Below are 26,375 nucleotides of genomic sequence, written 5' to 3'. Positions count from 1 at the left end.
AATAGCAGATGGCAGTTTATCAAGTTCGATTCATCAATTCTACACTTGGGTTAGATCGCACCATTCAAGTACCAGATGATCAATATATTCTGGATATGGCAGAAGAAGCTGGTATCCGCCTACCATCTGGGTGCAAACAAGGCGAATGTTCTGCCTGTATCGCCAAACTCATTAGCGGTGAAGTTGATCAAAGTGAGCAAAAATTTCTGCATCCAAGTGAAATACAAGCAGGTTATGTTGTTACTTGTGTAACTTACCCTTTATCTCATTGCACTTTAGAAACCCATCAAGAACAAGTCTTGTATAAATCAGCCCTTTACTATCAGCCTGAGTCTGGAAAATCTGAGTGATTATTGGGCTGTAACATTAAATTAATCTTAAATTCGTTTATGGTGCTTTTCGTTTGTATGCAATATACCTTAACCTCTCTCCTAAAAGGGGAGAGGCTTTGAATTTTACTCCCCAACGCTACAAGGGTTGGGGTTGGGGGTTAGGTCTATATTGGACTCAACAGAGAAGCGCCATAACGCAACCTTAAAAACATTGCAGCTATATTATAACCGCTATAGTTTTCTCAATGATAGACCTAATGGTAGAACTAAATTCTATCTTGCAAGAGAGGTTAAAACCTAGCAGATAGTTAAAGATGAGATAAGAAGTCTCAAACAAAAAATATCTTATTAGGAAAAAACAATGTTGACACCATTATTAACCGCGCTAGCTACAGCTTTGAGCCTGTTGATTGTTGATTTAATTGTTCCAGGCGTTAATATTGCTAATTTTCCCGCAGCTTTGATTGCCGGGTTAGGAATTGGTCTAATTAACGGTTCATTTAAACCAGTTCTGTCTACTCTTTCTCTACCACTTAACTTTGTGACATTTGGAGGATTTTCGCTGATCGTCAACGGTTTTTGTTTCTGGTTAGCATCAGCGCTAATTCCTGGGTTCTCAGTTCATGGAATTATTGGTTTTCTTCTAGGTCCAGTAATTCTATCTTTTGCTAACACCTTCATTAACAACTACTTTCTTGAAAGAAACCTTTTAACCAGCAGTAGTGATGCAAAAAGCCAAGGTGAATTACCTTCAAGATAAGTATTAGAGGGAGTAGAAATACTCATCTTAATCACGTCTCTACTCCAAATAAAATATCCGAAGGTGGATTTCCTCATTCGGCATCTTCAAATTAAACAAAATCACAAAGTTGTAACATCATGAAAATAGTTCGTTTTCTTCTAGGTTTGTTATTGCCTCCTTTAGGCGTTTTCCTGACAGTTGGAGTTGGCCCCACTTTGTTTATTAACATTTTGCTGACAGTTCTAGGTTGGCTACCCGGTAGTATTCATGCAATTTGGGTTATTGCCAAGCATGAAGAACAACTTAATGAAGGAGGACGTATTTACTAATACGTAAGATTAATTCTGGTAATGGGTAATGGTAATTGTGTGCAACCATTACCCATTTATGATTTTTATAATTACTGCGGGAATGCAAGGATTTGGTAGGGGCACAGCAATGCTGTGCCCCTACAACATATGTGGTTCAATTAAATGAAAACTGCTGTAATGAAATTTTTCTTTTCCAACAAAATAGGGTGGAAATTGCCCACCCTACTTTTCTAAATCAATTAAATACCAAAACAGTCTATTTATGAATAGTCTCCCGCTCTTTATCAGCAGGTTCCTTATCTTTGAATAAGTCAGCCGCCGTTAAGAGTAACTGTCTCAACGTTTGTTTGATTTGGCGCTCTTTTCTCGCTAGAGATGTGCCAGCTTCACCTAATTGATCCTCTAGTTGCGATCGCTTCTCTCCTACCTGTAGAGCGACAGCCTCTGCTTGAGGACGAGCTTTATCATACCAGTGTTTAGCCTCGTCTAGATAATCTTGAACCTCCATAGTACGTCCGCCATAGCGTGCAGCTAAGTTAGCTCGGACAATCGCTAGCTGCGCTTGCAGTTGCGCGTAACGTTTCTTTAACAATCCTACTTCTTCACTATCTTTAATAGCATTGACAGCAGAATCAATGGCAGTTTTGGTAGTAGCAGATTTTTCCTTACCCGTCTCTTCAATCTCTGCCAAAATCACATCAACTTCTTGTTGGAGTTGTTCTTCTTCACCATCAAGTTGAGCCTGTAGTCGCTTGATATCTATCTGAGTTTTAGCAATGTTTTCGTGTCTTTGACTATTAATTCCTTCCAGCGCTCCTTCAATGGAAGCTGTCACTTCATCTTTGAGTTCGCCACCTTTTTCTTGGAAGTTTTCAATTACAGCAGAAACAGCATCTCTAACAAGGCTACGAAGTTCACCAGAGCCTTGTTTAAACTCAGAAGCAACTTGAGAAACTGCCGATTTCACAATTTCTCGAATCCGATCAGTTCTTAATTGTCCGGTTTCTTTCGCTTGTTGCAGGTCTGCTTGAATTTGTTGTTTGATATTGTTAGGCATTTTTAACTCTGGGGATTTAACTAATTGGGATAAAATTTTCTAGACGCGTTCCTATACCCACATTATGGCGTAGTCTAATTGGACTAGGCACTTCCTTTAGATAGAAAATTACAGCCCCAAGGAGGTGATGTGTAATCTGTATGCCCATTTATGAGATGATCAAGATTTAGTGGTAGTCATTGGGAGTGAAATATGTGGCGAGTAAATATTACTTGTTCAGGCGATGCCTGGAAGCTTTATGGTACTGAATTTAAAGCGATCGCAGAGAAATATCAAGGTGAATTGATTGGTTCCAAAAAAATGCCAGATGGTATCCGCATCATGTCCTATAAAATTGAGGATGTTAGCGATGCAGAAGCCTTTCAAGAAGATTGTGCAAATTTTGCTGGATTTACAACTGACTTTGAATCCCTGTAGTATTGCTTCAGACACTTCTGCCTGCAATTAGTATGTCAAAATCGGAAGAGGTGGAGTGAAAAACTACTCTCCTAACTCCTGTACAGACGCGATTAATCGCGTCTCTCCCCAGACACGATTAATCGCGTCTCTCCCCACTCCTCACTCCTAAACTTGAAAATGAACTTACCCGCAGCTAGTCGTCTCCAATTCACTCCCGATTTAAACATCTGCCGCATTTTAAATGGTATGTGGCAAGTCTCCGGCGCACACGGACAGATAAATCCCCAAGCCGCCATTGAGACTATGTTCAAATATTTAGATGCAGGCTTTACCACTTGGGATTTAGCAGACCATTATGGCCCAGCAGAAGATTTTATTGGCGAGTTTCGCTGCGAACTAATTGATACTCGTGGCAAAGATGCTTTATCTCAGGTGCAAGCCTTTACAAAATGGGTGCCTCGTCCAGGTAAAATGACGAAAAAACTCGTCGAGGAAAATATTGATATTTCCCTGAGAAGAATGAATGTGCAATCGTTAGATTTAATGCAATTCCATTGGTGGGAATATCAGGATAAAAATTACCTGGATGCGCTGAAATATCTGGCAGAACTTCAGACTGAGGGTAAAATTAAGCATCTAGGTTTAACTAATTTTGACACGGAACACTTGAAGATTATTACCGAAGCAGGCATCAAAATTGTTTCTAACCAAGTGCAATTTTCCCTTGTTGACCGCCGCCCCGAAGTGAATATGGTGAAGTTTTGTCAACAGCATGATATAAAACTTTTTACTTACGGGACACTGTGCGGCGGTTTGTTATCAGAAAACTATTTGGGCAAACCGGAACCGCGAGGATTTGATCTAACTACAGCTAGTTTGAAAAAATATAAAAATATGATCGATGGTTGGGGTGGTTGGCAATTATTTCAAGAGTTGCTGGCGATCCTGAAGGAAATTGCTAATAAGCATGGGGTAAGTATTTCTAACGTGGCAGTGCGTTACATCTTAGATCAGCCAACTGTCGGAGGTGTGATAGTTGGTGCAAGGCTTGGTGTATCAGAACATATAGAAGATAATGCCAAAGTATTTAGTTTTAGTTTAGATGCTGACGATCGCGATCGCATCAATGCAGTATCTCGGCAATCACGGGATTTATATCAGCTGATCGGTGATTGTGGTGACGAATATCGGCGATAATAACTAAGCCTTTAGGAATAGGCTAAGCCTTTCGCAACAGTGTAAGGTTTTAGTAATTGAGTGATCATACGGTCAAGGTTATTGTGGAAACTACCCCTACAGGCTATGCCTCTAAACCTCACCTTCGCGCTTAGTCAACAGCAAACTTTTGAACTGCGCTTTAACAATGTTTCACGTCACTTGAATAAAGCAGAGTTGGCAGCGCTGATTGATTTGTGTGAGCAAAATTACTATACTCAACAAACAGTAGCCTTACCCGAACTCACCCAGTTGGGACGACAACTTTATCAATGGCTGGATGGTAATGAGGGATGGCTGAGAAGGTCGCTAGATGAAGCAGATCAGCAAACAATTTATCTGGATTTGATTCAAGCCAGCGAAGCACAGGGGTTGAACCCAGAAACAGAAAGAGTAGCATTGGGATTGGCACATTTGCCTTGGGAGTTACTACATGATGGTGCAGGGTTTTTAATCGAACGTCGGGATATTTCAGTCTTGCCAGTGCGTTCTGGAAAGCAGCGTCAAGCTCAAGTGATTGGCGTGCAAAATCGCCCATTGCGGTTGCTGTTCATGGCGACTTCACCTGAAGATCCCAGAGTTCCACCACTAGGGTTTGAGCAGGAAGAAGCAAACATTTTGCAAGCAACTAAAGAGCAGCCTTTGGCGTTGATTATTGAGGAAACTGGCTCTGTTGCAGAGTTAGCTAATTTGGTGCAATCCTACCCAGAAGATTATTTTGATGTCTTTCACCTCACCGCACACGGGATAATTTATACCAAAAAAGATTACGGCTATTTGCTGCCACCAGGTACTCTCTTACCAGACAATACTCCTTGCTTGATCACTGAGGATGAGGTGGGGAATTTGCAACTTACTACCGTCAATGAGTTAGGTAAAGCTTTTAGCGATCGCTGGCCTCCTGTAACTTTTCTCTCTGGTTGTCATCCGGGACAGGTTTCTAACAAAGAGACAGTACCCGCGATCGCACAGGCATTAGTAAAGGCAGGGGCAGGTATAGTTTTAGGCTGGGCGTGTCCAGTGTTTCCCTGCACGGGTATTGTCGCGGCGCAGGCGCTCTATGGAGCTTTGGCCACGGGGGCAACTGTTGAAGCAGCAATCAAAGCGGCGCAGCAAGAGATGATTGACAAGGAATGCACCGACTGGCATCGGTTGCGGATCTATCGGGATACGCACCCGATCGCAGAACTGGTGACACCACTGAGAACAAGAAATCGTGAAAGGTTAAATTTTACAGCACCAGAGCCAGAATTTCTGGATGAGAATAATCAAATTAAAGTTACCAGTCGGTTTGAATTTATTGGACGCAGGCGACATTTGCAACGGTGTCTCAAGGCATTGCGGGAAAACAGCAACCAAATCGGTGTGTTTATTGCCGGGATGGACGGACTAGGTAAAAGTAGCTTGGCGGCGCGGTTATGTAGCAGGGTGCAGGCGCAGCGTCCTAATTTTGCGCGAGTCGTGTTGGTTGGCTCTCTCGATGAGTGGGGTTTGCTGAATCAGCTTTCCCATAAGTATGAGCAGTTTGCAGATATACCCGCATTTTTGAACGAACCAAAGGTGACTCTCAAAGGGCGGTTGCAAAACTTTTTTAAAGCAATAGAAAAAATCCACAACCAACCCTTGCTGCTGGTGCTGGATGACTTTGAGCAAAACATCCCCAACCCGAATATTCAAGATGGCTCATTGCGAATGACGGCAGAAGCTTACGAAACTTTCGGGGCGATTTGTGCCGCATTGGTAGAAACCGGGGCAGAAAGTCGGCTGATTGTCACCTGTCGCTATTTGAAGTCAGACACCTTGCCACCCCACCGCCTGCACTTGGAATCTTTGGCAGAGATGAGCAGCAGTAATATTGATAAAATCTGCTTTTCCTTAGATAAAGAAGTTAGGCAACAGTTAAAAACTCAGAGGATTATTAACATTGCCAATGGCAACCCTGGTTTGCTGAAGTGGCTGTTGCAGGTGATTGGGCAACCAGTACTGGCGGTCGATGAACTACTGAATCGGCTGGAGAAGACTGAGCCGAAGTTTCGTGAAAATATTTTGGCACAAACTCTGCTGGATGCCTTGCAACCGGAAGAACAAAAGTTTCTCGCCCAGTTGAGTGTGTTTCATCTGCCTGTGACAGAGGAGATAATTAGTGTGTTCATGCAGAACCTCTCCCCAACCGTCCTCCGACAAAAAGAGGGGCTACAATCTGCCACATTCCTTGTAGGAGAGGGGGGAGTTAGTCCAGACTTACCCAAGCTTGTCAGCCTTGCAAGTATCCCAATTTTGCACAAATACCTGGCGAATAGAATTCGCCACTACACAAACCAAGTCCACTCCGTCCCTGGCGCGGCCACCAGCAAAGAAGTTCTGATGCCTGCGTTGGACTACGCTCACGTCGGTTCCCGTCCCTCAAACTTATCTGTGCGCGGACTAATCCTAGTCTCCGCATTGCTTCGCAGAAGCCATACCCCTTTGGGGAAACGAGCTAAGAGCCGCGTTTCCGTCAGGAAAAAGCTAGGCAGACTTTGTTTTCGCCCCACCAACCTTCCAGACTGTTCGCGTAGTGTGTGCTTGAGGGAGGGCATTTTGCACATTTGGGATGCTCCCGTCAGCCTTAACCTAGTCGAGTCTGCCACCGCTAACCCCACCCAGCTAGCTAATTACCGAGTGACGACAATTTTAGAACCATTGCTAGAATCTGTGTTGAGTGAGTCAGAGTGGCAAGCAACCCGACAACAAGCAGCGAGGAAAGTCTATCAAGTTTGGTGGCAGGACTCTAAGCAACGTACAGAAGCAGAAGGACTGGAAATTGTCCGTTTGGGACTGCTGGCAAGAGAGCAAGAAATTGCTGTGAGCGTTGGAGATAGGATTGCAAGCGGTTGGGTGAATAATTCCCGCTTTGTAGAAGCTTTTGATTTATGTGAGCAAATCTTGGCAGTTTTTTCAGACTACCGCATCTTGGGAACCATTGCCCGTGCCGAAGAGGTTTTGGGTTTTTTGCAAGAGGCTGTTGTCCATTTTCAGCAAGCCTTAGACCTTTGCCCTGAAGAGAAGTTGCAAGCACAAGCCGCGACGCTACACGAAATGGCAGGGTTAAAAGTCCAACAAGGAGATATAGTAGGAGCGATCGCTTTCTATAAACAGTCTTTGCAAATCGAAGAAGATATCAACGATGTACTAGGGAAAGCCGCAACGCTACACAAAATCGCCGGGTTAAAAGCCGAACAAGGAGACATCTCAGGAGCGATCGCTTTCTATGAAGAATCTTTGCAAATCGAAGAAGATATCAATGATGATCTAGAGAAAGCCGCGACGCTAGTAAATCAGTCTTACTGGGCGGGTGAAACTGGAGATAAAGCTAGGCAGTTAGATTACAATTTGCAAGCTGTTGTCACACTTGCACAAATACGTGCATACATTAATTTGGTGACGGTTCTCACTAACTTAGGTGTAGAAGACGAAAGTAACGGTTTGGTTTACCTAGCTCAAGCAATCTGGCTGACACTGAAGATTCAAGCTCCCTTAGCAGATACTATTGAGTTAATCAATGTTTTATATAATAAAGTGCCTCAAGGTGATGAATTAGAAGCTTTGCTAGGAGCAACGGCAATATTCATTTGCAACTACCGAGGTGAAGGTGATCCGCAGTTAGAAGAACTCCAAGAGCGTAGTTTCGAGATGATATCAGGGGCGGCGGATACCCAAGGAATTGAAACAGAGGAAAAGTTTAATACTTGGTTTACTCAGCAACGGCTGAACGATTCAGAATATTTCCTCCCCCGACTCAATCAACGCCTAGAGGAAATAGTCGGGGATGGGTGGTTGTTTGATGCCAGTCAAGTTTAGATGGTGGCATCAGAGGAGATACAAGGATAGTAAAAGGAGACTGATTGACAAATAAGGTAAATTAGGGCAGTGGGCGCTGACGTAGCTGTGTACGCTCTACAACAGTAAAACTGCCTTCTAAAGATATACCTTCAATACTCAGCAGGCGTAGCAAGTCTTCAGCAGGCTCCTCTGGTGTAGCAGTAAAATAACGGAAATAAACAACACCGACTGGCGATGGCATTCGTAGGCGGTAAATTAACTCACCATAATCTCGGTCAAATGTCAGAATGATTCGCCCCTCACGAACTGCACGCGTCAGAACCTCAGAATCTTCTGCACCTGGTGCGTCTTCACTTCCATAGGCTACATCGTAACCAGCAGAGCGCAAATATCTAACACTCATCAGAGGAAAATTTTCATTTGCTAGAAACCGCATCATCCCGCCCCAGACAAAAGCGGTAGGGTGTACAAAGATTCTTCACGCATACACTCTGCCGTAAAAGCGAACACCGCTCTTAGTGCTTCTGAGGTAAGAGTAGGATAGTTTTCTAGCACTTGTTGTTCTGTCCATCCCGCAGCAAACAAACCTAATAAGAACTCTACAGATAAACGAGTTCCTTTCACAGTCGGTTTACCCAGCAGAATTTTTGGGTCTGAATGAATGTAGTGTTGCCAGTCCATAGTTTTTACTCCGACTAAGCTACAGCTATTGTTGCACAGGATGATTTTTGTCGGCTTGGTGAAGGGGAGATGCGATCGCGTTACTCTTGATTAATTAGTCACAATGTCACGAGTTTCTGCAATGAGTCCCCAAGGTTGATTCACGAAGCTCAGAGGTTGATTCACGAAGCTCAGAGGTTCATTCACAAAGCTCAGAGGTTCATTCACGAAGCTCAGAGGTTCATTCACAAAGCTCAGAGGTTCATTCACAAAGCTCAGAGGTTCATTCACGAAGCTCAGAGGTTCATTCACGAAGCTCAGAGGTTCATTCACGAAGCTTTGAGGTTCATTCACGAAGCTCAGAGGTTCATTCACGAAGCTCAGAGGTTCATCCGCATAACCCACCCTCCGAAAGTCGCTCAGTTGAAAGTTAATAGTGTCTTACTCTAGCTCATACATCTGTTTATGCTTGGCTAAAAGCTCTTGATATTTCTCATTTGTCTTTGCTTGTACCCACTTGGCTTTAAATATTGCTGCTGATTCCGCTTTAACTGGGTCTACTTCGTAGGGAAGAATCTCTTTTTTAGAGCTTGAAGTTTCCGAATTTTGTTTATATTTCCTGCCGCTTTTATGATTAGCATAGCGGCGAGAGCGAGTATAACCCATTTGGATAAACTTCCGTGCCATATCTGCGCCGACAAAATCATCTTGTTCTAGATATACAAGAAAAAGCTCGTAAATTTTCTCACTTGACTCTCTAGCAATCTCAGCAGTTTTAAACCGCCAGTAGGGAAGGATTTCTGATTTATATGGTTCTACCAAAAGTACACCCTGCTCACCCTTGCCAACACGATACAGTTCAGGATGTTGTCGAAAATCGATATTTTTAAAGTCTAAAGAATAATCAAATGGCATGATAGATTTTTATTATGAATAATAAACTTTAAGAAAAAAGTTCAACTTCTATCCTAGTAAAGAGATTTTGTTCTACTATGCTATCTAGCACCCAATCTGTAAACAGTGTCCTTGCGCCCGGAAATCTGCGTAAAGTGCATCACATTGCCCTCAACGTCCAAGATATGCAAGCTTCCCGCTACTTTTATGGCACAATCCTGGGTTTGCATGAACTCACCGGCGACGAAGTACCCGCAACTCTGCTGGAACTTGTCGCATCTGGCAAAGTAGCCAACTTCATCACCCCCGACGGGACAATTTTGGATTTATTTGGGGAACCAGAATTATCACCACCAAATCCAGACCCAGAGAAGACTTTCACTAGAGCGTACCATCTCGCCTTTGACATCGATCCGCAGTTATTCGATCGCGCGCTGACAGTGATCAGAGAAAATAAAATAGCGATCGCACATGGCCCAGTCACTCGTCCTACTGGTAGAGGGGTGTATTTTTACGATCCAGATGGCTTTATGATTGAAATTCGTTGCGATCCAGAGGCTAGTTAATCTACTATGAGCGGGAAACTCATGCAAATATTTCAAGTAATCGAAGATGCGATCGTAAAACCATCAATTCCACACGAACCATACAAGCAATCATTGAAAGCTTGGGCGATGTATTGTTTACGAGACAAAGGTTTTATAGTCGTTTATGCTCAAAATGCTGACTTTGCCATTGAAAGGAAAGGTGCAGAAAAGCTGTATTTTAAAGTTTCAAATAGCCCCGATGATTTAGATAATTCTCTTAGCTGGATTGTTTGGGATAGTGCAACCAAAAGCGCCAGTCTCATTCCCAAAAAAATAAACTGATGCCCAAATATTCATCAAATGTTTTCCTGATTCTTTAACTATTCTGACTCCTGAATTCTGACTCCTGAATTCTGACTAGACAACTGCTGCACAAATATTTGATGTTCTGGTGAATTTAATCCCAACTGCAACACAGCCAATACTTGCTGCATATTCCCAGCAAGTAAATCTAACATTGACATCAAAGCCTCTCGCCTTTTAGGAGAGAGGAATGGAAGTGAGGTCAGATTATATTGCATGCAAACGAAAATCGCTAGAATCAGGTTTCTCAAACACCATTAAATGCTGTCGAGGTAACAAGTTTTTAGTTTCACGCCAAACCAAACCAACAGCTTGCATTTCCTTGCGGACTTGCTTTTGAGTCATCTTGTGCAGACCTTTAATCATAATAAAGGGATTTTCACCCCGATACTCAACTAGCACTACCCGACCACCTGGTTTAAGTGCTTTGACAATTCCTTGCATCACTTCTTGGGGATACTCAAGTTCATGGTAAGCATCCACCATCAACGCCAAATCGATACTTTCAAATGGTAAGTTGGGGTTAGTAAGGGTTGCTAAAACAGGCTTAACATTGGTAATATTTTTCTCTTTTTTGAACAACTCAATAATTTCCAACATTTCTGGCTGAACATCTACAGCCAACACCTTACCTGCTGTTAATAGCGGCGCGATGCGAAAGCTTAAGTAACCTGTACCAGCGCCAATATCCGCCACTACATCGTTAGGTTTCAGATTCAGGGCGTTGACTACCTTACTTGGCTGTTCCTCTCCTTCTCGGCTGGGACGTTCTAGCCAGCCAGCGCCCGTATATCCCATAACTTTGGCAATTTCTCGCCCCATGTAATATTTGCCGATCCCATCTGGACTGTGGATTATCCGTTGTTCGTAAATCGTAGTGGATGAAGTCGCAGCTTGTGCTGTCAGAGTTGGATTCAGCAACGAGCAACTCAACATCACAACAAGAGTTATTATAAAGTGTAGAAAATTTGACATTTGGTTATGACTGATCAGGATAGTTATAAGCAGCAACTAAGAGAATTTTATGGTAGTAGAACTATTTATGACCATGAGGAAGGTACTCGCCATCCTCTAGAAGCCAAGATTCTACTTGAATTTGTAACGCTACATTCGGGACAGAAAATTCTTGACGTGGCGACTGGAACAGGTTTAGTAGCGATACCCGCAGCTGAAAAAGTTGGTTCAGAGGGCTATGTGATTGGGATTGACATGACCCCTGGAATGTTGGATCAAGCAAGACTTAAGATTGCAGCAGCAAAATTACAAAACATCGAGTTAATTGAGGCAGATGCAGAATATTTCCACTTTAGTGATAGTAGTTTTGATGTTGTCTTTTGCTGTGAGGCAATTGTACTTTTTCCTGATATCCTTGCTATTTTACAAAAGTGGTATCGCATCTTGAAAACTGAAGGGTTTGTGGCATTTACCTGTCCTCCAGAAACAGCTTATATGGCATCTCTTCAGCAGAGGATCTGCGCTAAAGTTTTGGGCGTATCGCTACCATATATCCTTGAACCACTTGGAACTCCAGAAAAATGTCGTAATTTGCTTAATCAGGCGGGTTTTAGAGATATTGAAATTAAGATTGAGCCATCAGGACGTTATCGCCCTCTTAGGAATAACAGATTATCTGAGACAGCAATTAATATAAATTTTAAAGGTAATCCTCTATTGTCAACATTATCACCAGAACAATTAAATCAGTTGCAAGTTGAATACAAAGCAGAAATTGAGAAACTAGCAACTGATCAAGGTATTTGGGAAGATACTACAAAATTCTTTGTTCGCGCTCGAAAATAAATTGAGGAGTCTCAATTAATACTAGCCCTGGCGATTGGAAATCGCGGCTATACAGACAAAACCCACCTCTGTGCGTTAAAAACCGTTGATTTTCTCTTAGTCCACCTCCGTGGACTAAGCTTTGTGTAGTAGCGAATTGTATGAGACTTTAATACTGAGTAATCAAAACCGCTATCACTGATTTCTAGTCCCAATGGTATTTTCAATCAATCCGACTCCTGACTGCATGCCGCTTGTCTGTCTGTTAACCCCTCAGCAAATTCTATTCCCCAAGACTTAAGTTGACACTGAACACCATCTTCCGAGTTCCAATCTCAAAAGATGGGGATCTGAGCTTGACTAATGACCAACATTACCTCAAAACCAGTTCTGAGAATGCTAACTCTACATCAGAGGGCTATATCCTGCTTGCTAGAGTGTGAGTCGTTCACGTAAAATATAATGCCATTGTTGCAGCAGTTCTCATGACCTCATCTGCGTCGTTTGACACATTAGAGTCTTTACAGGCGGATATCGCTGAATTGATCGCTCGTTTACCGACATTAAAAAATCGGCAATTTATTCAACAAGCACTTGCTACTATTGTTCGTCTAGCTGATACCGAAATTGAGCGTCTCGATTGGAAAATCTTATCGGCTGCGTTAGCAGATATGGAGCGCGGTTTTCAGCTTTTTTATGATTACCGACACGTTCGCAAAGTCACCATCTTCGGTTCTGCTCGTCTAGCTACAGATACACCAGAATACCAAATGGCGCTTGAGTTTGCTCGCGCTGTTTCTCAATTAGGATTTATGGTGATGACCGGCGGCGGCGGTGGAATCATGCAGGCAGGTCAGGAAGGTGCTGGGCGAGAAAATTCCTTTGGATTAAACATTCAGTTACCCTTTGAACAGCAAGCAAACCCTTTTATAGAGGGAGATCCCAAGCTAATTCACTTCAAATATTTCTTTACCCGCAAGTTGTTTCTCCTCAAAGAAAGTGATGCTGTAGCCTTGTTTCCGGGAGGCTTTGGCACTCAAGATGAAGCTTTTGAATGTATGACATTAACCCAAAACGGTAAATTTGGCCCAGTACCTTTAGTTTTAATCGATCGCCCTGGTGGTGATTACTGGCGCTCTTGGAGCGAATATATTGATAAGCAACTCGTGCAAAATGGTCTTGTCAGTCCTGAAGACCCCAGCCTTTACACGGTGACAGACAACTTGGATGTGGCTTGCGACGCTATCACCCGTTTTTACCAGGTTTATCACTCCTGTCGATATGTAGGCGATAAATTAGTCATCCGCCTGAAGACAGATATATCAGACGCTCTGGTAGAGCAACTCAATGTTGATTTCAGCAAGATTATTATTCAAGGACGGATTGAAAAAAGTCAGGCATTACCTCAAGAAGCACAAGATGAAACTGTTGGACTACCCCGTCTCACTTTGTACTTCAATCAACGCGACTTGGGGCGCTTGTATCAGATGATTGCCAGAATTAACCAGATGGGTACTCCTTCACCAGAGGATGCAGCGCATCCAGAAAGAAAGTAGCTATCGGGACTTAAACATTTTTGAGGAATAAACAAGCCTCAAACCCATGCAGGGTAAGGGAAATACACCAAATGCTCAAAAATGACTCAAACCAAGATATATGAATAAACCAAGCAAAACGATGTCAAAGTCTATCTGTATATAGGTTTGAGGCTTTTTTCTGGGTGTTTTTTGTCTAAGTCCCACTATTAAGAAAGGGAAAGGGAATAATTTTGAATCCCTTCCCCTTTTATTCTTTCAAGGTTATGGAATAATATGCTTGGGTTAAGGCTTAACTCTTTGTCTAAGTCAATTTTTTTAATGAACCGCAAAGGACGCAAAGGACGCAAAGGAAGGAAGGAAGGAAGAGAAGGAAGTTCCTGAATCAGACTAACGGGGTAATTGCTTTTTTCGTTTCTACTTCTAAATGCTCACGATGGAAACTACTGATATAGCCAAATCTGGAAATGCTTGTGGGTAAATTGTACCTCCAGTTAATGTGGTTTTTGAGGCATACTCTCCATCTTGAGGATCTCGAAATACTACAAGTTGCCGCTTCTTAAGATTAACTACCCAATATTCAAGAATTTCTACTTCAGCATAGAGTTTGGTTTTTATTTGTAAGTCTTTATCTAAGCTGGAATCTGAATATTCGATTAGCCAGAAGATATTTTCAGGGTAGGGATGATGTTCTAAATATTCACGTCCCAATCTTTGTACAACAGCAATATCAGGCTCAGGTTCAGAGTTGTTAGGAAGGGTAATCGGTTTACTGGGGCGAACTGTAGCGCGAGTACCTAAAAGTTGAATCAGGTACTCCCCGGCTTCACTACTGAAGTAGGCATGAGGTTCTCCTTCCGGTGACATTTCTACTATTTCTCCCTTTAGTAGTTCCACTCGCCGATCATCTAGGATACCTGCCGCGATCATGCGGTGATATTCATCTGTTGTCCACTTTGTTGTAGCTATGGTCATAGATACACTTTTTTATCGTATTTTACCTCACATCGTAACGCAAGCATAGAAATCGCTAGATATCAAAAAAATTAAGGGTCGGATTTGAGATATTCCTGTAATTGTTGGGTACGCAGTTTTGTCGTATTTTCCAGACAACCAAAATAAATGGTAGGAGTAATACTTCCTCCCTCATATCTGCTTCTTTCAAACTCACAATTTGTATCTCGAAACTTGATCCATGTTACCTGTGCAGCAATCAATTTCTGTTTGCTAGAGCTTTCTAAGGTAGATAGCAATTGTTGATAAACTCGATTCAGTTTTTTATCTGCATTCTGATAAGATAACTTCCTGCATTCATTAATTGCTATTTGAGTTTGAGAATTATTGCAGTTGAGCTTTTGAGCTAAAAGCATCTCTGGTAAATCGGGCGTTGTGCCTGCTATTGTTATGGTAGGAGCATCTAAAGTGCTGAGAGTTAGCATACTTGCCAAAACTAGTAAGAATTTACGCATGGCAAAATTTTATTGTTTAAGTATTGGACAAAAGATACCAAAATAGGCATCACCATTGGGATGTTCCGACGCAGAAGACTTCTAAACTGCTGACAAAAGATAAACCAGCCGTCAGAAGGAAGTCAAAATTTTCCAAGAATGCTAAAAATAATCTGCTATTTTAGTGATCTAAGTTTAGCTTTTATATTTTTATGAATCGTTCCGCCTGCCTCATTTTCAATCCAGTTGCTGGTCAGGGTGATCCAGACCTAGAACTGGCACAAATTCGGGGAATATTAGAGCCAGATATTGACCTAGATATTTATCTGACAACTGAAGAAATCGACGCTGACGAACTGGCTTATGCAGCCGTAGCGAGGGGGGTAGATGCAATCATTGCTTCGGGGGGAGATGGCACCCTCTCGGCGGCGGCGGCGGCTGTAGTGGGTACTGAGATTCCATTTGGGATCATTTCTAGAGGAACAGCAAACGCTTTTGCCACAGCTTTAGGAATTCCTGACACGATCGCATCTGCATGTCAGACAATTTTACAGGGAGGAATCCGCAGTGTAGACGTAGCCTATTGCAACGATCGCCCAATGGTACTCTTAGCAGGTATTGGCTTTGAAGCTGAAACTGTAGAATTGGCAGACCGGGATGCAAAAAATCGCTTTGGGATGATGGCCTACGTTTTGGCAGGATTCCAGCAACTCAGAAGCTTAAAAAATTTTGATGTTGAAATTGAAACTGAAGACAAAATAATTAAAACTAGTGCCTGTGCAGTAACAGTCGCAAATGCCGCGCCTCCCACTTCCGTTTTAGCTCAGGGGCCAGCAGGTCTGATTTATGATGATGGGTTACTAGATTTAACAATTGTAGCTCCAGCTAATAAGGCAGGAGCGATCGCAGCGACATTTCATCTATTTCAAACCGCTTCTACAGGTAACGCCGTAGAACGGGATGATATTGGCTTTCTGCGAGCCAAACAATTTAAAATTACGACTAACCCACCGCAAAAGGTTGTTCTAGATGGTGAATTAGTGGGCACAACACCAGTAGAAATTAAGTGTGTACCAGCAGGTTTGAGAATTTTTGTGCCATTAGTAGAAGAAGTTGAGCCTATCGAAAAACTAGAGGGACTTCCTAATCTGACTATTGAGATGAAAAACACAGTAGAAGAATGAGGGGATGGGGCATTGGGCATGGGGCATTGGGCATGGGGCAGAGGGGAAAGACTTGCTGTAACCTTGCTGTCTTTTAATTGAAGATTCAGGAGTAACTTGTATTGAAACTTGTATCTGATCCAGCGATCGCTAACAAAATTCGTAAAATGAATCAGCGAGTCCGGTGGCAAGATCCATTAATTGTGGAACGGGACATCGACCAAACTCGGCTGGTGTTGGAGGATGGTCAAACAGACAATTCTGAGTTCTCATTTTTAGTTGTCGGTGATAGTGGTTCGGGCAGGCACCGGGGTCACAATCCCCAGCGACAGGTAGCTGAACTCATGCTGCCTCATCACAACGAATGCCGTTTTATGCTACACACGGGGGACGTGATCTATTTAGTGGGGTCGAGTGAATACTACCAGCAGAACTTCATCGAGCCTTACCGAGAGTTTCTCTTGGGCGGAGAACATCCCAAACAGATTGCCTTTGACCAGATGATTTTTAAGCTGCCCATTTTACCAGTACCGGGAAATCACGATTACTATAACTTGCCGATTTTATTGAGCTTGGCATCTTTAACAACATTACCCATTCGTCGCCTGTTGCGATCGCGGTTAGATTTAGATGTGGGCTTACATGGCTCAGGAACTGGTGAAGCCTACGCACGGGCATTTCTGGACTATCTGAAGGCGTTTCAGCTTCCCGGAGAGTTAAATGATCATTTAGATAAATACTACACAGCCAAGACAGATACAGGTCGTTGTCTTTCCTATGAACCTGGGCACTTCACCCGGCTTCCCAATCGCTACTACACTTTTCGCTATGGCGGGATTGATTTCTTTGCCTTGGATTCTAATACATTTAACGATCCACCACCGCTACCTAAAACAAAAGAAGGTGACGCTGATCGCAAAGTCTTAGAAAAACGTCGTGAAGATTTAGAGCAAGAAAAGCTGGAAATTATTGAAACCTCAGCCAAGCTTCGTCCCGAAAACCCCAGCGAAGCCGATCAATTAGACGACTTCCACGCCAAGCTATCACAAATTGAAGAAATTATTGTTGATATTGATAAGCAACTAGCCACTAATAAAACACTGCTGACTGATATTGAACAACTGGAGTGGCTCAAGCAAAGATTAATTGAATCTTGGAATAATTCTGAAGTTCGAGGAAGGGTGATTTATTTCCATCATCCTCCCTATGTAACTGAAGCGACAAAGTGGCAGCAAGCCCAAACTTTAATCATTCGCGATCGCCTCCGTGGTGTGTTCGATGCGGTAGCTAAAGAAATAGGTTCCCTAACTCAGGGGCGTCCTTTAGTCGATTTGGTATTAAACGGTCACGCGCACTGCTTGGAACACCTGGAGACAATGGATACCGGACACGCTGATTCGCATATCCACTGGATTGTTTGTGGCGGTAGCGGGTTTAGTTTGCGACGCCAGCGAATTGAGGGAGCAGATTTGATGGAGACTTTTGGAAATGAAAATAGATTAGTGGCGCGATCGCATCTCTTCATCGGTCGCAACGGCCAAGGTTTTCAGAAACGACGACCTTATTCAAGTTTACGTATTGACGTTAAAGGCGATCACTATCCTAAGTTTATTGTCCGTCCCTTGGTTGCCGAATGGCATCAGAGGCAATGGCATAATCGTGAACTTGAACCGTTAATTATTTAACCAAGTTTGGGGGTTTAAGTAAAGAGCCTCTACAGACAGAACGTTTTGATGCCTAATGGGACTTAGACAAAAAACACCCATAAAAAAGCCTCAAATCTATATACAGAGAGACTTTGACATCGTTTTGCTTGGTTGATTGATATATCTGGGTTTGAGCCGTTTTTGAGCATTTGGTGTATTTCCCTTACCCTGCATGGGTTTGAGGCTTGTTTATCCCGAAAAAATGTTTAAGTCCCGCTAATACCATTTCTTTGTGAGGCTGCGCCAAACCCTTTTAACTTCTTTCTTTCTTTACTTTGTGTCCTTTGCGTCCTTTGCGGTTCGTTTATCTTTCTTGTACTTAAATTTCTTTGGTAATAACTAAGGGCTTTTATTCTGTCATGGGTTACGACCAATTCTTACAAACCCAATTTATCAAAAGCTAAGAAATCCTGACTACACTATTGATGTTAAAGGCGATGGCTTTGCCAACGCCAAGGGCGATCGCCATCCTAAGTTTATTGTCCGTCCTTTGGTTGCCGAATGGCATCAAAGGCAATGGCATAATCGTGAACTTGAGCCGATAATCATCTAGAGCATCGATTCAGTCAAAATTTTGGCAAGAACATGAGAAAATGGATTTGGCTGATGCTGTTGGTGTTGGTGGCAGTTGCGGTGGTGGGTAGTCAGGGCAGCACGTTTTTTGAACAGCGTTCCTCACCAGCAATTGTTCAGAGCATTCCACTGGAAACACCCGAACCACAGGCAGAGTTAAAAAAAGTTAACATTGCCCCGGAAGTGTCTACTGACAAGCTGTTAAACCATATCCAAAAGTTAAATTTTCAGCGCTACACAACAACAGAGCGATCGCTAACTCGCACTTATATCACAACTGAACTGAGAAAATTAGGCTGGAAGCCCAAATTGGAAAAGTTCTCTGACGGTGTGAATATTTTTGCCGAACGCCCAGGAACTAACAAAGCAGCTAAAGCAATTCTCGTAGCAGCGCATTACGACACTGTTGCCTTATCTCCTGGTGCCGATGATAACGCCAGTGGTGTAGCTGTGGTGCTGGAAGTAGCGCGGTTGCTCGGTTCCCATCCCACACCACGGACGTTACAGCTAGCTTTTTTTGACAAAGAGGAAGCAGGACTTTTGGGTAGTCGGGCTTTCGTTAGTAAGACAACACGCTTGCAAAACTTGGGCGGAGCGATCGTTATGGATATGGTAGGTTATGCCTGTTACACTGCTGGGTGTCAAAAATACCCTACCGGATTGCCTGTTACCCCACCTAGCGACAAGGGCGACTTTTTGGCAGTAGTTGGTGATACAGAACATTTGCCTTTGCTGAATGCCTTTCAAAACTCACAAATGCTCCCTTCAACCGCCCGGAATAAACAAGAATCAAATCTGCCGCCAACCCTAACAGTACCAATTCCTTTTAAAGGTTTACTGACACCAGACACCCTACGCAGCGACCATGCACCATTTTGGTATCATGGTGTGGGTGCTGTCCTGGTGACAGATACCGCAAATTTACGTACTCCGCACTATCATAAACCTAGTGATGTTCCAGCGACCATCGAGCGATCGTTTTTCACAGGAGCAGCACAGATTGTAGTCAATACTACTACTGCCTTGTTAGAGAAAAACGAGGTTTTGGAAACTCAACCACCAAGCTGATGCTTAAACGCTTCATTAATAAGATATAGAGATTTACTGCTATTGCAAGTAGCGAAAGCTTACAAAAGCGTTTCTCGTTTTATCATGCCATTGGAATTGAATACAACTTGATTTGGGATGATTTTCCATGATACTCTAGATTTCGATTATAAACTACGGTTTAGCGATACGCTTACAGTAGTTTTAATAACATACTGCATTTTTCATTTGAATTAGCCATAGTTAGCACAAGTAATTCTAAATTTTTGAGAATTCTAATTACGTAGCTTGCTTTTGGGTAGCTGTACTACTACGAATCACTTTTCCATACATTAAAAACCGATATGACTAGCACAATTTCTTTTGACCGAGTGTCTGATATTTACGATGCGACAAGGGGATTTCCACCAGGGGTTTCTGAGCAAGTGACGGACTTTATCCTCAATCTAGTTTCACCAACAGCAGAGACTAAATTCTATGAAACGGGTATCGGCACTGGTAGAATTGCTGTTCCAATTGCTAGAAGAGGTTATTCATACACTGGTGTAGATGTTTCAGAAAAGATGTTGGCTGAACTGCACCAAAAATTAGAGGGTGTGTCCCACCGATTAACAGCAATCAAAGGAGATGCTACTGCTTTACCGTTTGATGATAATTCCTTCGATGTGGTTCTAACGGTTCATGTGTTTCACTTGATTTCTGCTTGGAAGCAAGCTTTAGCAGAAATCCGTCGCGTTCTCAAACCTGGTGGTATTTTGCTCTACACTCACGGTCAGGCTACCTCTATTAGCGCTGATGAGGATGTCAATTCACAGAGACGGGAATTTACTGAGCGTTGGAGAGCTATATTGGATGGCTACAATCATCCTTTACCGCGCTACGGTGCGACCGAAGAAGAGGTGTTAACAGAGTTGCAAGCACAAGGTGCTACTTTGTCCACCGAAATCGCTGCTCAATGGCGAGTTGAAGATACTGTGGGTAAATTGCTAGAAAACCAAGAAAACAAAATCCAAAGTGCAGCTTGGAGTATTCCCGATCAGATATTTGCTCGTGCCATTCAAGACTTGCGGGAGTGGGCTTTGCAACGCTACGGTTCACTGGATTACATTTTGCCCCAAGAACGTCAGTTCAAAATTGTTGTGATACGCGATTGGGCTTATGGGTCTTAAACCAATTCGCAATTCGCTTTTTCTTACAGCAGTTTTCATGTATTTGAACCACATCTGTTGTAGGGGCACAGCAATGCTGTGCCCCTACCGCATGGTCTATTTACCTGAAAATAGCTGTAATAGAGCCTCCGGCACGCACTCGCGTTCGCAATTACGTTTTGTGACGGGGATTTAGCTTAGGCATCAAAACTTAAAGCCGTCCTACAAGGACGGGGTTTTAAACCTAATTTTTTGATAATTACAAATTATGTTGACCAACTTTTGATTCCGGGAAAGTCAACGTCCAATTATTTTTATCATTCACCTGAAAGTACAAACCTTGGAGAATGAGCCGCAGAGTTTTTCGAGTTCTAATAGGCTTCTTTACCAGATAAGTTCCTGCTTCAGCAAAGATATCATCAAAGTTTTGTTTATAACCAAATTGTTTTGAACAATAACTGCCAGCACCTTGAACTGTTAACACAAAAAATGGAGCTTGTTTGTATTCATCAGGAATCATAAAAATTCCATATACATGGTGACGACCACGCCACGGCTGAACAATAACCTTAGTAGCATGTACTTGGAATTTTGGAGTTTTTGATGCGAGAAAAGTCTCGAAATTGCAATCAGAATCATTCACAGGCCACCACAGTGTAATAATACTCAGGGAGAGCAGCAAAATTAAAATATAGCGGAGTCTGCGACGCATAAAGCCAAGAAAAATTGTTGAAGCGGCTGGTAGAATTTGATGAGTAATGATAGTGCAGCTACAGCAGTAAGACTATCTACCTGCAATACGTTCTAAAGGCCAAAGACAAAACATTAAGCAGTCGATTAAACTTTCCTGCCAAAAAAAATTGCCGTCAAGATATCAGCCTACAAAAAGTGCAGATTGTAGATGCGTAGTTTACCGCCGCAGGCATCGCTTACCCTGTTTTAGTAGCTTCGTTACAGTATTAAACCTAGCTGAGAAACCATCAGGCTTTTGTGGCTGTTAACACTGATTTATGCTCAATTTTTTAGCTGTGATGAATCCTACAATTCGTTGCTTTTGTTATGCTTTGTTCCCATCAGCAGGTGTTTTGAACAAATCAGAGCGAGCGCCATCAAGTTCAAGAAAAAATCTCCTTTGATTTCTAGGCAATTAATCGGTAGTCAAATACACAAATATTAGTTATATTCCCGTAAGTAATAGTTGGTATAAAAGTTATGGGAAGAAGTTGGGGAAGTCTTAAGACAGTTGCAGGTATCTTTAGCGCGATTGCACTTACACAGTTTGGGGCAAATACTTCGGCGATCGCGGCTGACACAGTTGTTGTGCGTTTGGGTTTATTTACAGAATCTATCTCTCTTACTGAGTTGCAAAATGCTGCAAAAACTGGGGAATTGTCTGGCAGTTTGAAGTCTTACACTAAAGGATTATCTGAAGAACAACGCCGCTTTCTCTTGGGGGCGCTGGGCATGAATGTACCGATAAATGTTGTTACCGTTAATAAGTTAATTAATACTCAAATTGCTACAAGCATTCTCAATGACTTCGCTACGGTCTTAGCCCGAAAGGACAAAGCTGGGGTACAAGCACTGAGAGCAGGATTGGTATTAGGCTCTACTGCACCGCAGGGTCTTTCTATATTGAGTTTTATCGCCGCTTATCCGAGTAAACGCTTAGAAATTGATTTGCCACAGGCTTTTATAGTTGCAAGGAGTTTGAATACAGCTTTTTGGCGTACCCAGCAATTTATGTTAGCGATCGCTCCTCAAATCGACCCCAGAACACCGCAGATTGCTTTTCCTTTTGATCCCAGCCAACCAGGAAACGCTCAAGTAAAAATACTCAGCTTAAGCCTGAATGACCAAAAGCGCCAACGCCAAATTCCAGTTGATATTTATTGGTCAACTGCTGCAACTCTCGACAAACCCGTAATTGTCCTTTCTCACGGCTTTGCGTCAGTCCGCACGGACTTGCGTTACCTAGCAGAACATTTAGCATCCCACGGTTATGTAGTAGCAGCTTTAGAACATCCCGGTAGTAACCAGGCAAATACTAACTCAGCATTACAAGGCAAAACCAGAGTTATGAAGCCTCATGAGTTTTTGGATCGCCCTCAAGATATTAGTTTTGTCCTCGACGAATTAGAAAAGCTCAACCAAACGCCTAATCATCCGCTACAAGGGAAACTCGCAACCACGAACGCGATGGTTATTGGACATTCTTTTGGTGGTGGTACAGCTTTAGAAATTGCTGGAGCCGAGTTACAACTGGAACGACTCAAACAACGCTGTAAAAAGAACTTGACTAGCTTTAGTGAGGGTGAAGTTATGCAGTGCATCGCTCAAGAACTACCAGAAAATAGCTATCAACTACGGGATACTAGAATAAAACAGGCGATCGCTCTCAATCCGACAACTTCTCTGATGTTTGGCGAAACTGGGTTAACTAAGGTGCAAATTCCTACCCTAGTGTTAGCAAGTTCCGCAGATAAAACCACTCCAGCTTTAACTGAACAGATTGCCGGATTTGAAAAAATCCCATCCCCAAAATGGCTAGTTGGTATAGTTGGGGGTACTCATCTGAGTGTAAAAGACCCTAGTACCACTTTGGATCAGGCAGGACAACCAAATACACCGATTAGTGGTGGTGAAGTTGTGGGTGAACAAGCAGCAGATGTTCGCAAGTACGTTAAAGCTATAGCTTTGGCTTTTGCTGCACAGATGACTCCAGAAGCTAAAAACTACGCTGTCTTTCTGACCTCAGATTATGCCCAGTTTGCTTCGACTCCGGCATTTCCATTTCGTCTAGTTAGGCAGATTCCTCCTGACGCGATCGCAGTGGTGAAAGAATTTGTTGAGAAATAAGGGACTTCCAATTAAAAAAATTGACCTTTAAGAATTTCGATGCTGGGTGTATGGCGGTAAGAAAGCAGAAATTCAAACATCATAGCAGGGCAGATCCAAGAAGTTGTTCTTCAAACCATTTTTTTGCATCTTGCCAACCTCTTTCTGCTTCAGTTCTTAAGCGTCGGGCTTCTTCACTACGGTGTTGTACTTCTGCTGCAATTTGTTTCTGAACTTCCCAACCAGGTATAGGAATTACAAGACTTATTACATCTTCATTTGCTAAACGGGGGTGAGTGTTTCCAGTCATCATATGTATAGTTTGAGCAAGAATTAGTTTGCTGCGTAAGATAACTGCTAAGTAATCAGGAAGGAGCGAACTAGTATCACGAATACGGAGAACGTGAAACTCAGGAGAACAACAGCCATCTATTTCAGCACAATATACTTTATTAAGATAGGGGCGAAGCCTTGCAAATAATACATCTCCACGTTGGAAAGTAAAACAATTCCCAGTAGCCGTATCACTTGCATTTGTAAGTTCACCTGTGTGAGTCTGAACATGAGCAAGACCTAGATAATTTGCCTCCGGTGTTTTGATTTGGTTACGCTCAAAAGTCGCTATATTTTGAAGTTGCTGACAGTTAATCTTTTTTGCAGCAGTAGTCATAGCTCGTAAAGCAAGGATACGTTCAGGATGAAAGTAGTCTGAATTTAGCCGACCCTGTAAGCGAATATCTTGAACACGCATAGCAAACACCTTGCGATTATCCTCAGCAGGGCGATCAAGTCCAATGGCATTGAGTAAGTAATCATCAAGACTAGCAAGAAGATTATCAGCTTCTGCTAGTTTTTGTCGTCGTTGCGATCGCGCTTTATCCATGACAGATACAATTTTAATTTGTGTTTGTATCGGTGGACAAATTACCGGAAGATTATAAAGAGTTCCTTGGTCAATCGTAGCCATAGTCGTCACTACAGATTTAGCCCGTACATACGATGTCCCAAAACGAGAACGAACAAAGTAATTAAGAAAGGCGGGTAAAACTTTGCGATAATCTACCCTTGCACGAATTAAATGACACTCAAAAACAGCAGGTTCACTTAGCTCACCTATTAAGCAAGACCAACCTACACCTTCTGGTTTTAGCGAAGAACGACAGAAAAAAACATCTCCTTCAGCAACCTGAAAGCGTTCATTTTCTTCTGCTGTAGTCTTTATTCGTTCAAGATTCTCCTCTATTACAACTTCGTCACGATATAAATCCCATACATTGACTAGCAAAGTACCTTCGCCATAATCATCTTTTTTTTTGAATATTCCATTCAAGAAATCTTCCGAAACAAGTTGGCGTAGATTTTGAATTGGAAATAGTGATCTATTCATTAATAAAGGCCGTTCAAATGTTTCAAACATTGCACTTGAAACACCAAAACTACCTTTAATTTTCCCCTGTTCGATAGCAAAAGCCTTGGAATTACCAACTCGAACAGGGGTTAAACGAAAAAAGATTTTGCATTTCTTTGAAACTCCCACCATTGGGCAACCAATCCAGTATCAGGAATAATTTCACGGTGATGTTCACTCCAACCTGGTTCTTTCGGATTAACCGTACTCCACTCAAAATAAACTCGATAATCAAAAAGATCGCAACTGTGACGCTCTATCTTTTCTTTTCCTATAACTTCTTCCTCAACCTTTACATTAAAGGTTTTTCTTCCTGTCGCGTCATAGCCAATATTTTCAGCTAGTGCCATGAAAATAGGGACATCATCCGAGACTATTTCACCATTCTTTAAGCGACGGAGAAAAACAATACTTGCCTTGACCCCTGCATCATAATAAGCAAAGGCAAATTGAGGCAAACCAACCACAGCAAGAATTTGGAAATGGGACAGCATCCAATCCCTTACCCCTTGCAGCGAAGAATTGGTAAGAATGCCATCAGGAAGTATGATCGCTGCCCGACCTGTACCTGGTTTCAGATAGGAATGAATTCGCTCTATAAACAGAATTTCTGTTTTGATGTTAGTACGAGCTTTTACCGCCTTTGCCCCTCGCTTGGCATTTCTCTCACTTTGTGCTGACTCATCCGGTTCTGTGCCAGTCGTTGATTTATTCAGATAATGGCGTAGCTCAAACTGATCGAGATAGCCTTTTTCTTTTTCAGTGCTTTTAACCACCGACCCAAAAGGCGGGTTGGTCAAGATTAAATCAAATTTATCGGGTACAAGTTCGGATTTGATCGCAGTTAGCTTAGTTAGGAACTCAAGAGCATCGTAACCAACAATATTAGTATGACCATCATCATGGATAATCATATTCATCTTAGCGACACGGGCTAATTCCTCATTAATTTCAATTCCAAATAGGTTCTTTTGTGCAAAATCATGCCAATAGTTCCAATGATCTCTACTGTGACGCACATCAGTTTTGTATTTTGGATAACACCGATCAGCTTCCTTACGAACATGATCAAGCGCATAGAGAAGAAATCCCCCAGAACCACAAGCAGGATCAAGAACTAGCTGTTTGCGCTCTGGATTCAGAACTTCAACAGCAAAAGCAATTAGTTCACGGGGAGTAAAATATTGCCCAAAATCCCCCTTAAAGAACCCACCCATGAACTCCTCAAAAGCTACCCCTTTTGTATCCAGTTCCGTGCGATCTAGTGAAAGAGCTTCTAAGTGTTCAACAACTTGGGCGAGAACTGGTGGATCTACATTAGACCTCTTGCAAAAGTCCCAGATGCGTGGGACAAATAAGTTAGAGTTGGGTAGCATTAATGACCTACGAACAAGTAAAGATCCTAAAG

General features: G+C 42.5%; 28 protein-coding genes. 15 read left to right on the top strand and 13 right to left on the bottom strand.

Going from position 1 to position 26,375, the window contains the following annotated elements:
* Positions 1-8: 8 nt before the first annotated feature.
* The 3 genes from V7L05_RS01505 to V7L05_RS01495 all read left to right on the top strand — a co-directional run bounded on the left by V7L05_RS01505 (position 9) and on the right by V7L05_RS01495 (position 1,403).
* On the top strand, positions 9-350 hold the full coding sequence (locus V7L05_RS01505) for a 2Fe-2S iron-sulfur cluster-binding protein (RefSeq protein ID WP_335161164.1): 342 nt from the start codon (positions 9-11) through the stop codon (positions 348-350).
* A 343-nt stretch (positions 351-693) separates the two neighbouring features.
* Positions 694-1,092 carry a phage holin family protein gene (locus V7L05_RS01500; RefSeq protein ID WP_335161162.1) on the top strand — a complete coding sequence of 133 codons (399 nt, stop codon included), beginning with the start codon at positions 694-696 and terminating at the stop codon, positions 1,090-1,092.
* Positions 1,093-1,211: 119 nt separating this feature from the next.
* Positions 1,212-1,403 (top strand): YqaE/Pmp3 family membrane protein, encoded by a 192-nt coding sequence (locus tag V7L05_RS01495; protein ID WP_335161160.1) that lies wholly within the window; start codon positions 1,212-1,214, stop codon positions 1,401-1,403.
* A 238-nt stretch (positions 1,404-1,641) separates the two neighbouring features.
* Here V7L05_RS01495 and V7L05_RS01490 read toward each other — a convergent pair whose 3' ends face one another.
* On the bottom strand, positions 1,642-2,442 hold the full coding sequence (locus tag V7L05_RS01490; protein WP_335161158.1) for a histidine kinase: 801 nt from the start codon (positions 2,440-2,442) through the stop codon (positions 1,642-1,644).
* Positions 2,443-2,634: 192 nt separating this feature from the next.
* On the opposite strand from V7L05_RS01490, the gene V7L05_RS01485 reads away from it, so the two are divergent.
* The 3 genes from V7L05_RS01485 (at position 2,635) to V7L05_RS01475 (ending at position 7,896) form a co-directional block, all read left to right on the top strand.
* A complete protein-coding gene (locus V7L05_RS01485) occupies positions 2,635-2,859 on the top strand; it encodes a hypothetical protein (protein ID WP_334943202.1) in 225 nt (74 codons plus the stop codon).
* A 159-nt stretch (positions 2,860-3,018) separates the two neighbouring features.
* Positions 3,019-4,038, top strand: a complete 1,020-nt coding sequence (locus V7L05_RS01480; RefSeq protein ID WP_335161156.1) for an aldo/keto reductase — start codon at positions 3,019-3,021, stop codon at positions 4,036-4,038.
* A 105-nt stretch (positions 4,039-4,143) separates the two neighbouring features.
* Positions 4,144-7,896, top strand: coding sequence for a CHAT domain-containing protein (locus V7L05_RS01475; RefSeq protein ID WP_335161154.1), 3,753 nt, complete (start codon positions 4,144-4,146; stop codon positions 7,894-7,896).
* Positions 7,897-7,957: 61 nt separating this feature from the next.
* Here the strand turns inward: V7L05_RS01475 and V7L05_RS01470 are convergent, their stop codons facing one another.
* The 4 genes from V7L05_RS01470 to V7L05_RS01455 all read right to left on the bottom strand — a co-directional run bounded on the left by V7L05_RS01470 (position 7,958) and on the right by V7L05_RS01455 (position 9,453).
* The gene (locus V7L05_RS01470) at positions 7,958-8,314 is read right to left on the bottom strand and encodes a DUF5615 family PIN-like protein (protein ID WP_335161208.1); all 357 of its coding nucleotides are present in this window, start codon (positions 8,312-8,314) and stop codon (positions 7,958-7,960) included.
* Positions 8,314-8,559 carry a DUF433 domain-containing protein gene (locus V7L05_RS01465; RefSeq protein ID WP_335161152.1) on the bottom strand — a complete coding sequence of 82 codons (246 nt, stop codon included), beginning with the start codon at positions 8,557-8,559 and terminating at the stop codon, positions 8,314-8,316. The genes V7L05_RS01470 and V7L05_RS01465 overlap by 1 nt, the downstream gene beginning before the upstream one ends.
* Before the next feature lie 90 nt (positions 8,560-8,649).
* Entirely contained in the window at positions 8,650-8,943 is a 294-nt protein-coding gene (locus V7L05_RS01460; RefSeq protein WP_335161150.1) for a hypothetical protein, read from the bottom strand.
* 36 nt (positions 8,944-8,979) lie between these two features.
* The gene (locus V7L05_RS01455; RefSeq protein ID WP_335161148.1) at positions 8,980-9,453 is read right to left on the bottom strand and encodes a DUF4385 domain-containing protein; all 474 of its coding nucleotides are present in this window, start codon (positions 9,451-9,453) and stop codon (positions 8,980-8,982) included.
* Between the two features lie 77 nt (positions 9,454-9,530).
* Here V7L05_RS01455 and V7L05_RS01450 point away from each other — a divergent pair, with 77 nt between their 5' ends.
* Together V7L05_RS01450 and V7L05_RS01445 are read left to right on the top strand one after the other, a co-directional pair.
* The gene (locus V7L05_RS01450; protein ID WP_335161146.1) at positions 9,531-9,998 is read left to right on the top strand and encodes a VOC family protein; all 468 of its coding nucleotides are present in this window, start codon (positions 9,531-9,533) and stop codon (positions 9,996-9,998) included.
* Between the two features lie 21 nt (positions 9,999-10,019).
* Complete coding sequence (locus tag V7L05_RS01445; protein WP_335161144.1) at positions 10,020-10,301, top strand: hypothetical protein; 282 nt, start codon at positions 10,020-10,022, stop codon at positions 10,299-10,301.
* 38 nt (positions 10,302-10,339) lie between these two features.
* On the opposite strand, the gene V7L05_RS01440 is transcribed toward V7L05_RS01445, so the two are convergent.
* Positions 10,340-10,483, bottom strand: a complete 144-nt coding sequence (locus V7L05_RS01440) for a hypothetical protein (RefSeq protein ID WP_335161142.1) — start codon at positions 10,481-10,483, stop codon at positions 10,340-10,342.
* A 46-nt stretch (positions 10,484-10,529) separates the two neighbouring features.
* The gene (locus V7L05_RS01435; protein WP_442937128.1) at positions 10,530-11,258 is read right to left on the bottom strand and encodes a class I SAM-dependent methyltransferase; all 729 of its coding nucleotides are present in this window, start codon (positions 11,256-11,258) and stop codon (positions 10,530-10,532) included.
* A 45-nt stretch (positions 11,259-11,303) separates the two neighbouring features.
* Here V7L05_RS01435 and V7L05_RS01430 point away from each other — a divergent pair, with 45 nt between their 5' ends.
* Together V7L05_RS01430 and V7L05_RS01425 are read left to right on the top strand one after the other, a co-directional pair.
* Positions 11,304-12,122 (top strand): class I SAM-dependent methyltransferase, encoded by an 819-nt coding sequence (locus V7L05_RS01430; protein WP_335161138.1) that lies wholly within the window; start codon positions 11,304-11,306, stop codon positions 12,120-12,122.
* A 464-nt stretch (positions 12,123-12,586) separates the two neighbouring features.
* On the top strand, positions 12,587-13,657 hold the full coding sequence (locus V7L05_RS01425) for an LOG family protein (RefSeq protein ID WP_335161136.1): 1,071 nt from the start codon (positions 12,587-12,589) through the stop codon (positions 13,655-13,657).
* A 402-nt stretch (positions 13,658-14,059) separates the two neighbouring features.
* Here the strand turns inward: V7L05_RS01425 and V7L05_RS01420 are convergent, their stop codons facing one another.
* A complete protein-coding gene (locus V7L05_RS01420; RefSeq protein ID WP_335161134.1) occupies positions 14,060-14,611 on the bottom strand; it encodes a Uma2 family endonuclease in 552 nt (183 codons plus the stop codon).
* Positions 14,612-14,682: 71 nt separating this feature from the next.
* Positions 14,683-15,105, bottom strand: a complete 423-nt coding sequence (locus tag V7L05_RS01415; protein WP_335161132.1) for a lysozyme inhibitor LprI family protein — start codon at positions 15,103-15,105, stop codon at positions 14,683-14,685.
* 191 nt (positions 15,106-15,296) lie between these two features.
* On the opposite strand from V7L05_RS01415, the gene V7L05_RS01410 reads away from it, so the two are divergent.
* Both V7L05_RS01410 and V7L05_RS01405 read left to right on the top strand, forming a co-directional pair.
* Entirely contained in the window at positions 15,297-16,268 is a 972-nt protein-coding gene (locus V7L05_RS01410) for a YegS/Rv2252/BmrU family lipid kinase (RefSeq protein ID WP_335161130.1), read from the top strand.
* Positions 16,269-16,369: 101 nt separating this feature from the next.
* Positions 16,370-17,932: a metallophosphoesterase family protein gene (locus V7L05_RS01405; protein ID WP_335161129.1), complete on the top strand. Its 1,563-nt coding sequence runs from the start codon at positions 16,370-16,372 to the stop codon at positions 17,930-17,932.
* Positions 17,933-18,353: 421 nt separating this feature from the next.
* On the opposite strand, the gene V7L05_RS01400 is transcribed toward V7L05_RS01405, so the two are convergent.
* Positions 18,354-18,476 (bottom strand): hypothetical protein, encoded by a 123-nt coding sequence (locus V7L05_RS01400; protein ID WP_335161127.1) that lies wholly within the window; start codon positions 18,474-18,476, stop codon positions 18,354-18,356.
* A 62-nt stretch (positions 18,477-18,538) separates the two neighbouring features.
* Between V7L05_RS01400 and V7L05_RS01395 the strand changes: the two genes are divergently transcribed.
* The gene (locus tag V7L05_RS01395; RefSeq protein ID WP_335161125.1) at positions 18,539-19,594 is read left to right on the top strand and encodes a M28 family peptidase; all 1,056 of its coding nucleotides are present in this window, start codon (positions 18,539-18,541) and stop codon (positions 19,592-19,594) included.
* Positions 19,595-19,917: 323 nt separating this feature from the next.
* The gene (locus V7L05_RS01390; protein ID WP_335161123.1) at positions 19,918-20,742 is read left to right on the top strand and encodes a class I SAM-dependent methyltransferase; all 825 of its coding nucleotides are present in this window, start codon (positions 19,918-19,920) and stop codon (positions 20,740-20,742) included.
* A gap of 238 nt (positions 20,743-20,980) precedes the next feature.
* Here the strand turns inward: V7L05_RS01390 and V7L05_RS01385 are convergent, their stop codons facing one another.
* Complete coding sequence (locus tag V7L05_RS01385) at positions 20,981-21,433, bottom strand: hypothetical protein (RefSeq protein WP_335161121.1); 453 nt, start codon at positions 21,431-21,433, stop codon at positions 20,981-20,983.
* A 500-nt stretch (positions 21,434-21,933) separates the two neighbouring features.
* Here V7L05_RS01385 and V7L05_RS01380 point away from each other — a divergent pair, with 500 nt between their 5' ends.
* Complete coding sequence (locus V7L05_RS01380) at positions 21,934-23,580, top strand: alpha/beta hydrolase (RefSeq protein WP_335161118.1); 1,647 nt, start codon at positions 21,934-21,936, stop codon at positions 23,578-23,580.
* Positions 23,581-23,659: 79 nt separating this feature from the next.
* On the opposite strand, the gene V7L05_RS01375 is transcribed toward V7L05_RS01380, so the two are convergent.
* On the bottom strand, positions 23,660-24,946 hold the full coding sequence (locus V7L05_RS01375) for a restriction endonuclease subunit S (RefSeq protein WP_335161116.1): 1,287 nt from the start codon (positions 24,944-24,946) through the stop codon (positions 23,660-23,662).
* A 110-nt stretch (positions 24,947-25,056) separates the two neighbouring features.
* Positions 25,057-26,375: HsdM family class I SAM-dependent methyltransferase (locus tag V7L05_RS01370; RefSeq protein WP_335161114.1), on the bottom strand; the 1,319-nt coding region annotated here is incomplete at its 5' end.

Origin of the sequence: Nostoc sp., assembly GCF_036917755.1 — a bacterium.
Classification (GTDB): Bacteria; Cyanobacteriota; Cyanobacteriia; order Cyanobacteriales; family Nostocaceae; genus Nostoc.
This window is presented reverse-complemented; position numbering and strand designations above follow the sequence as displayed.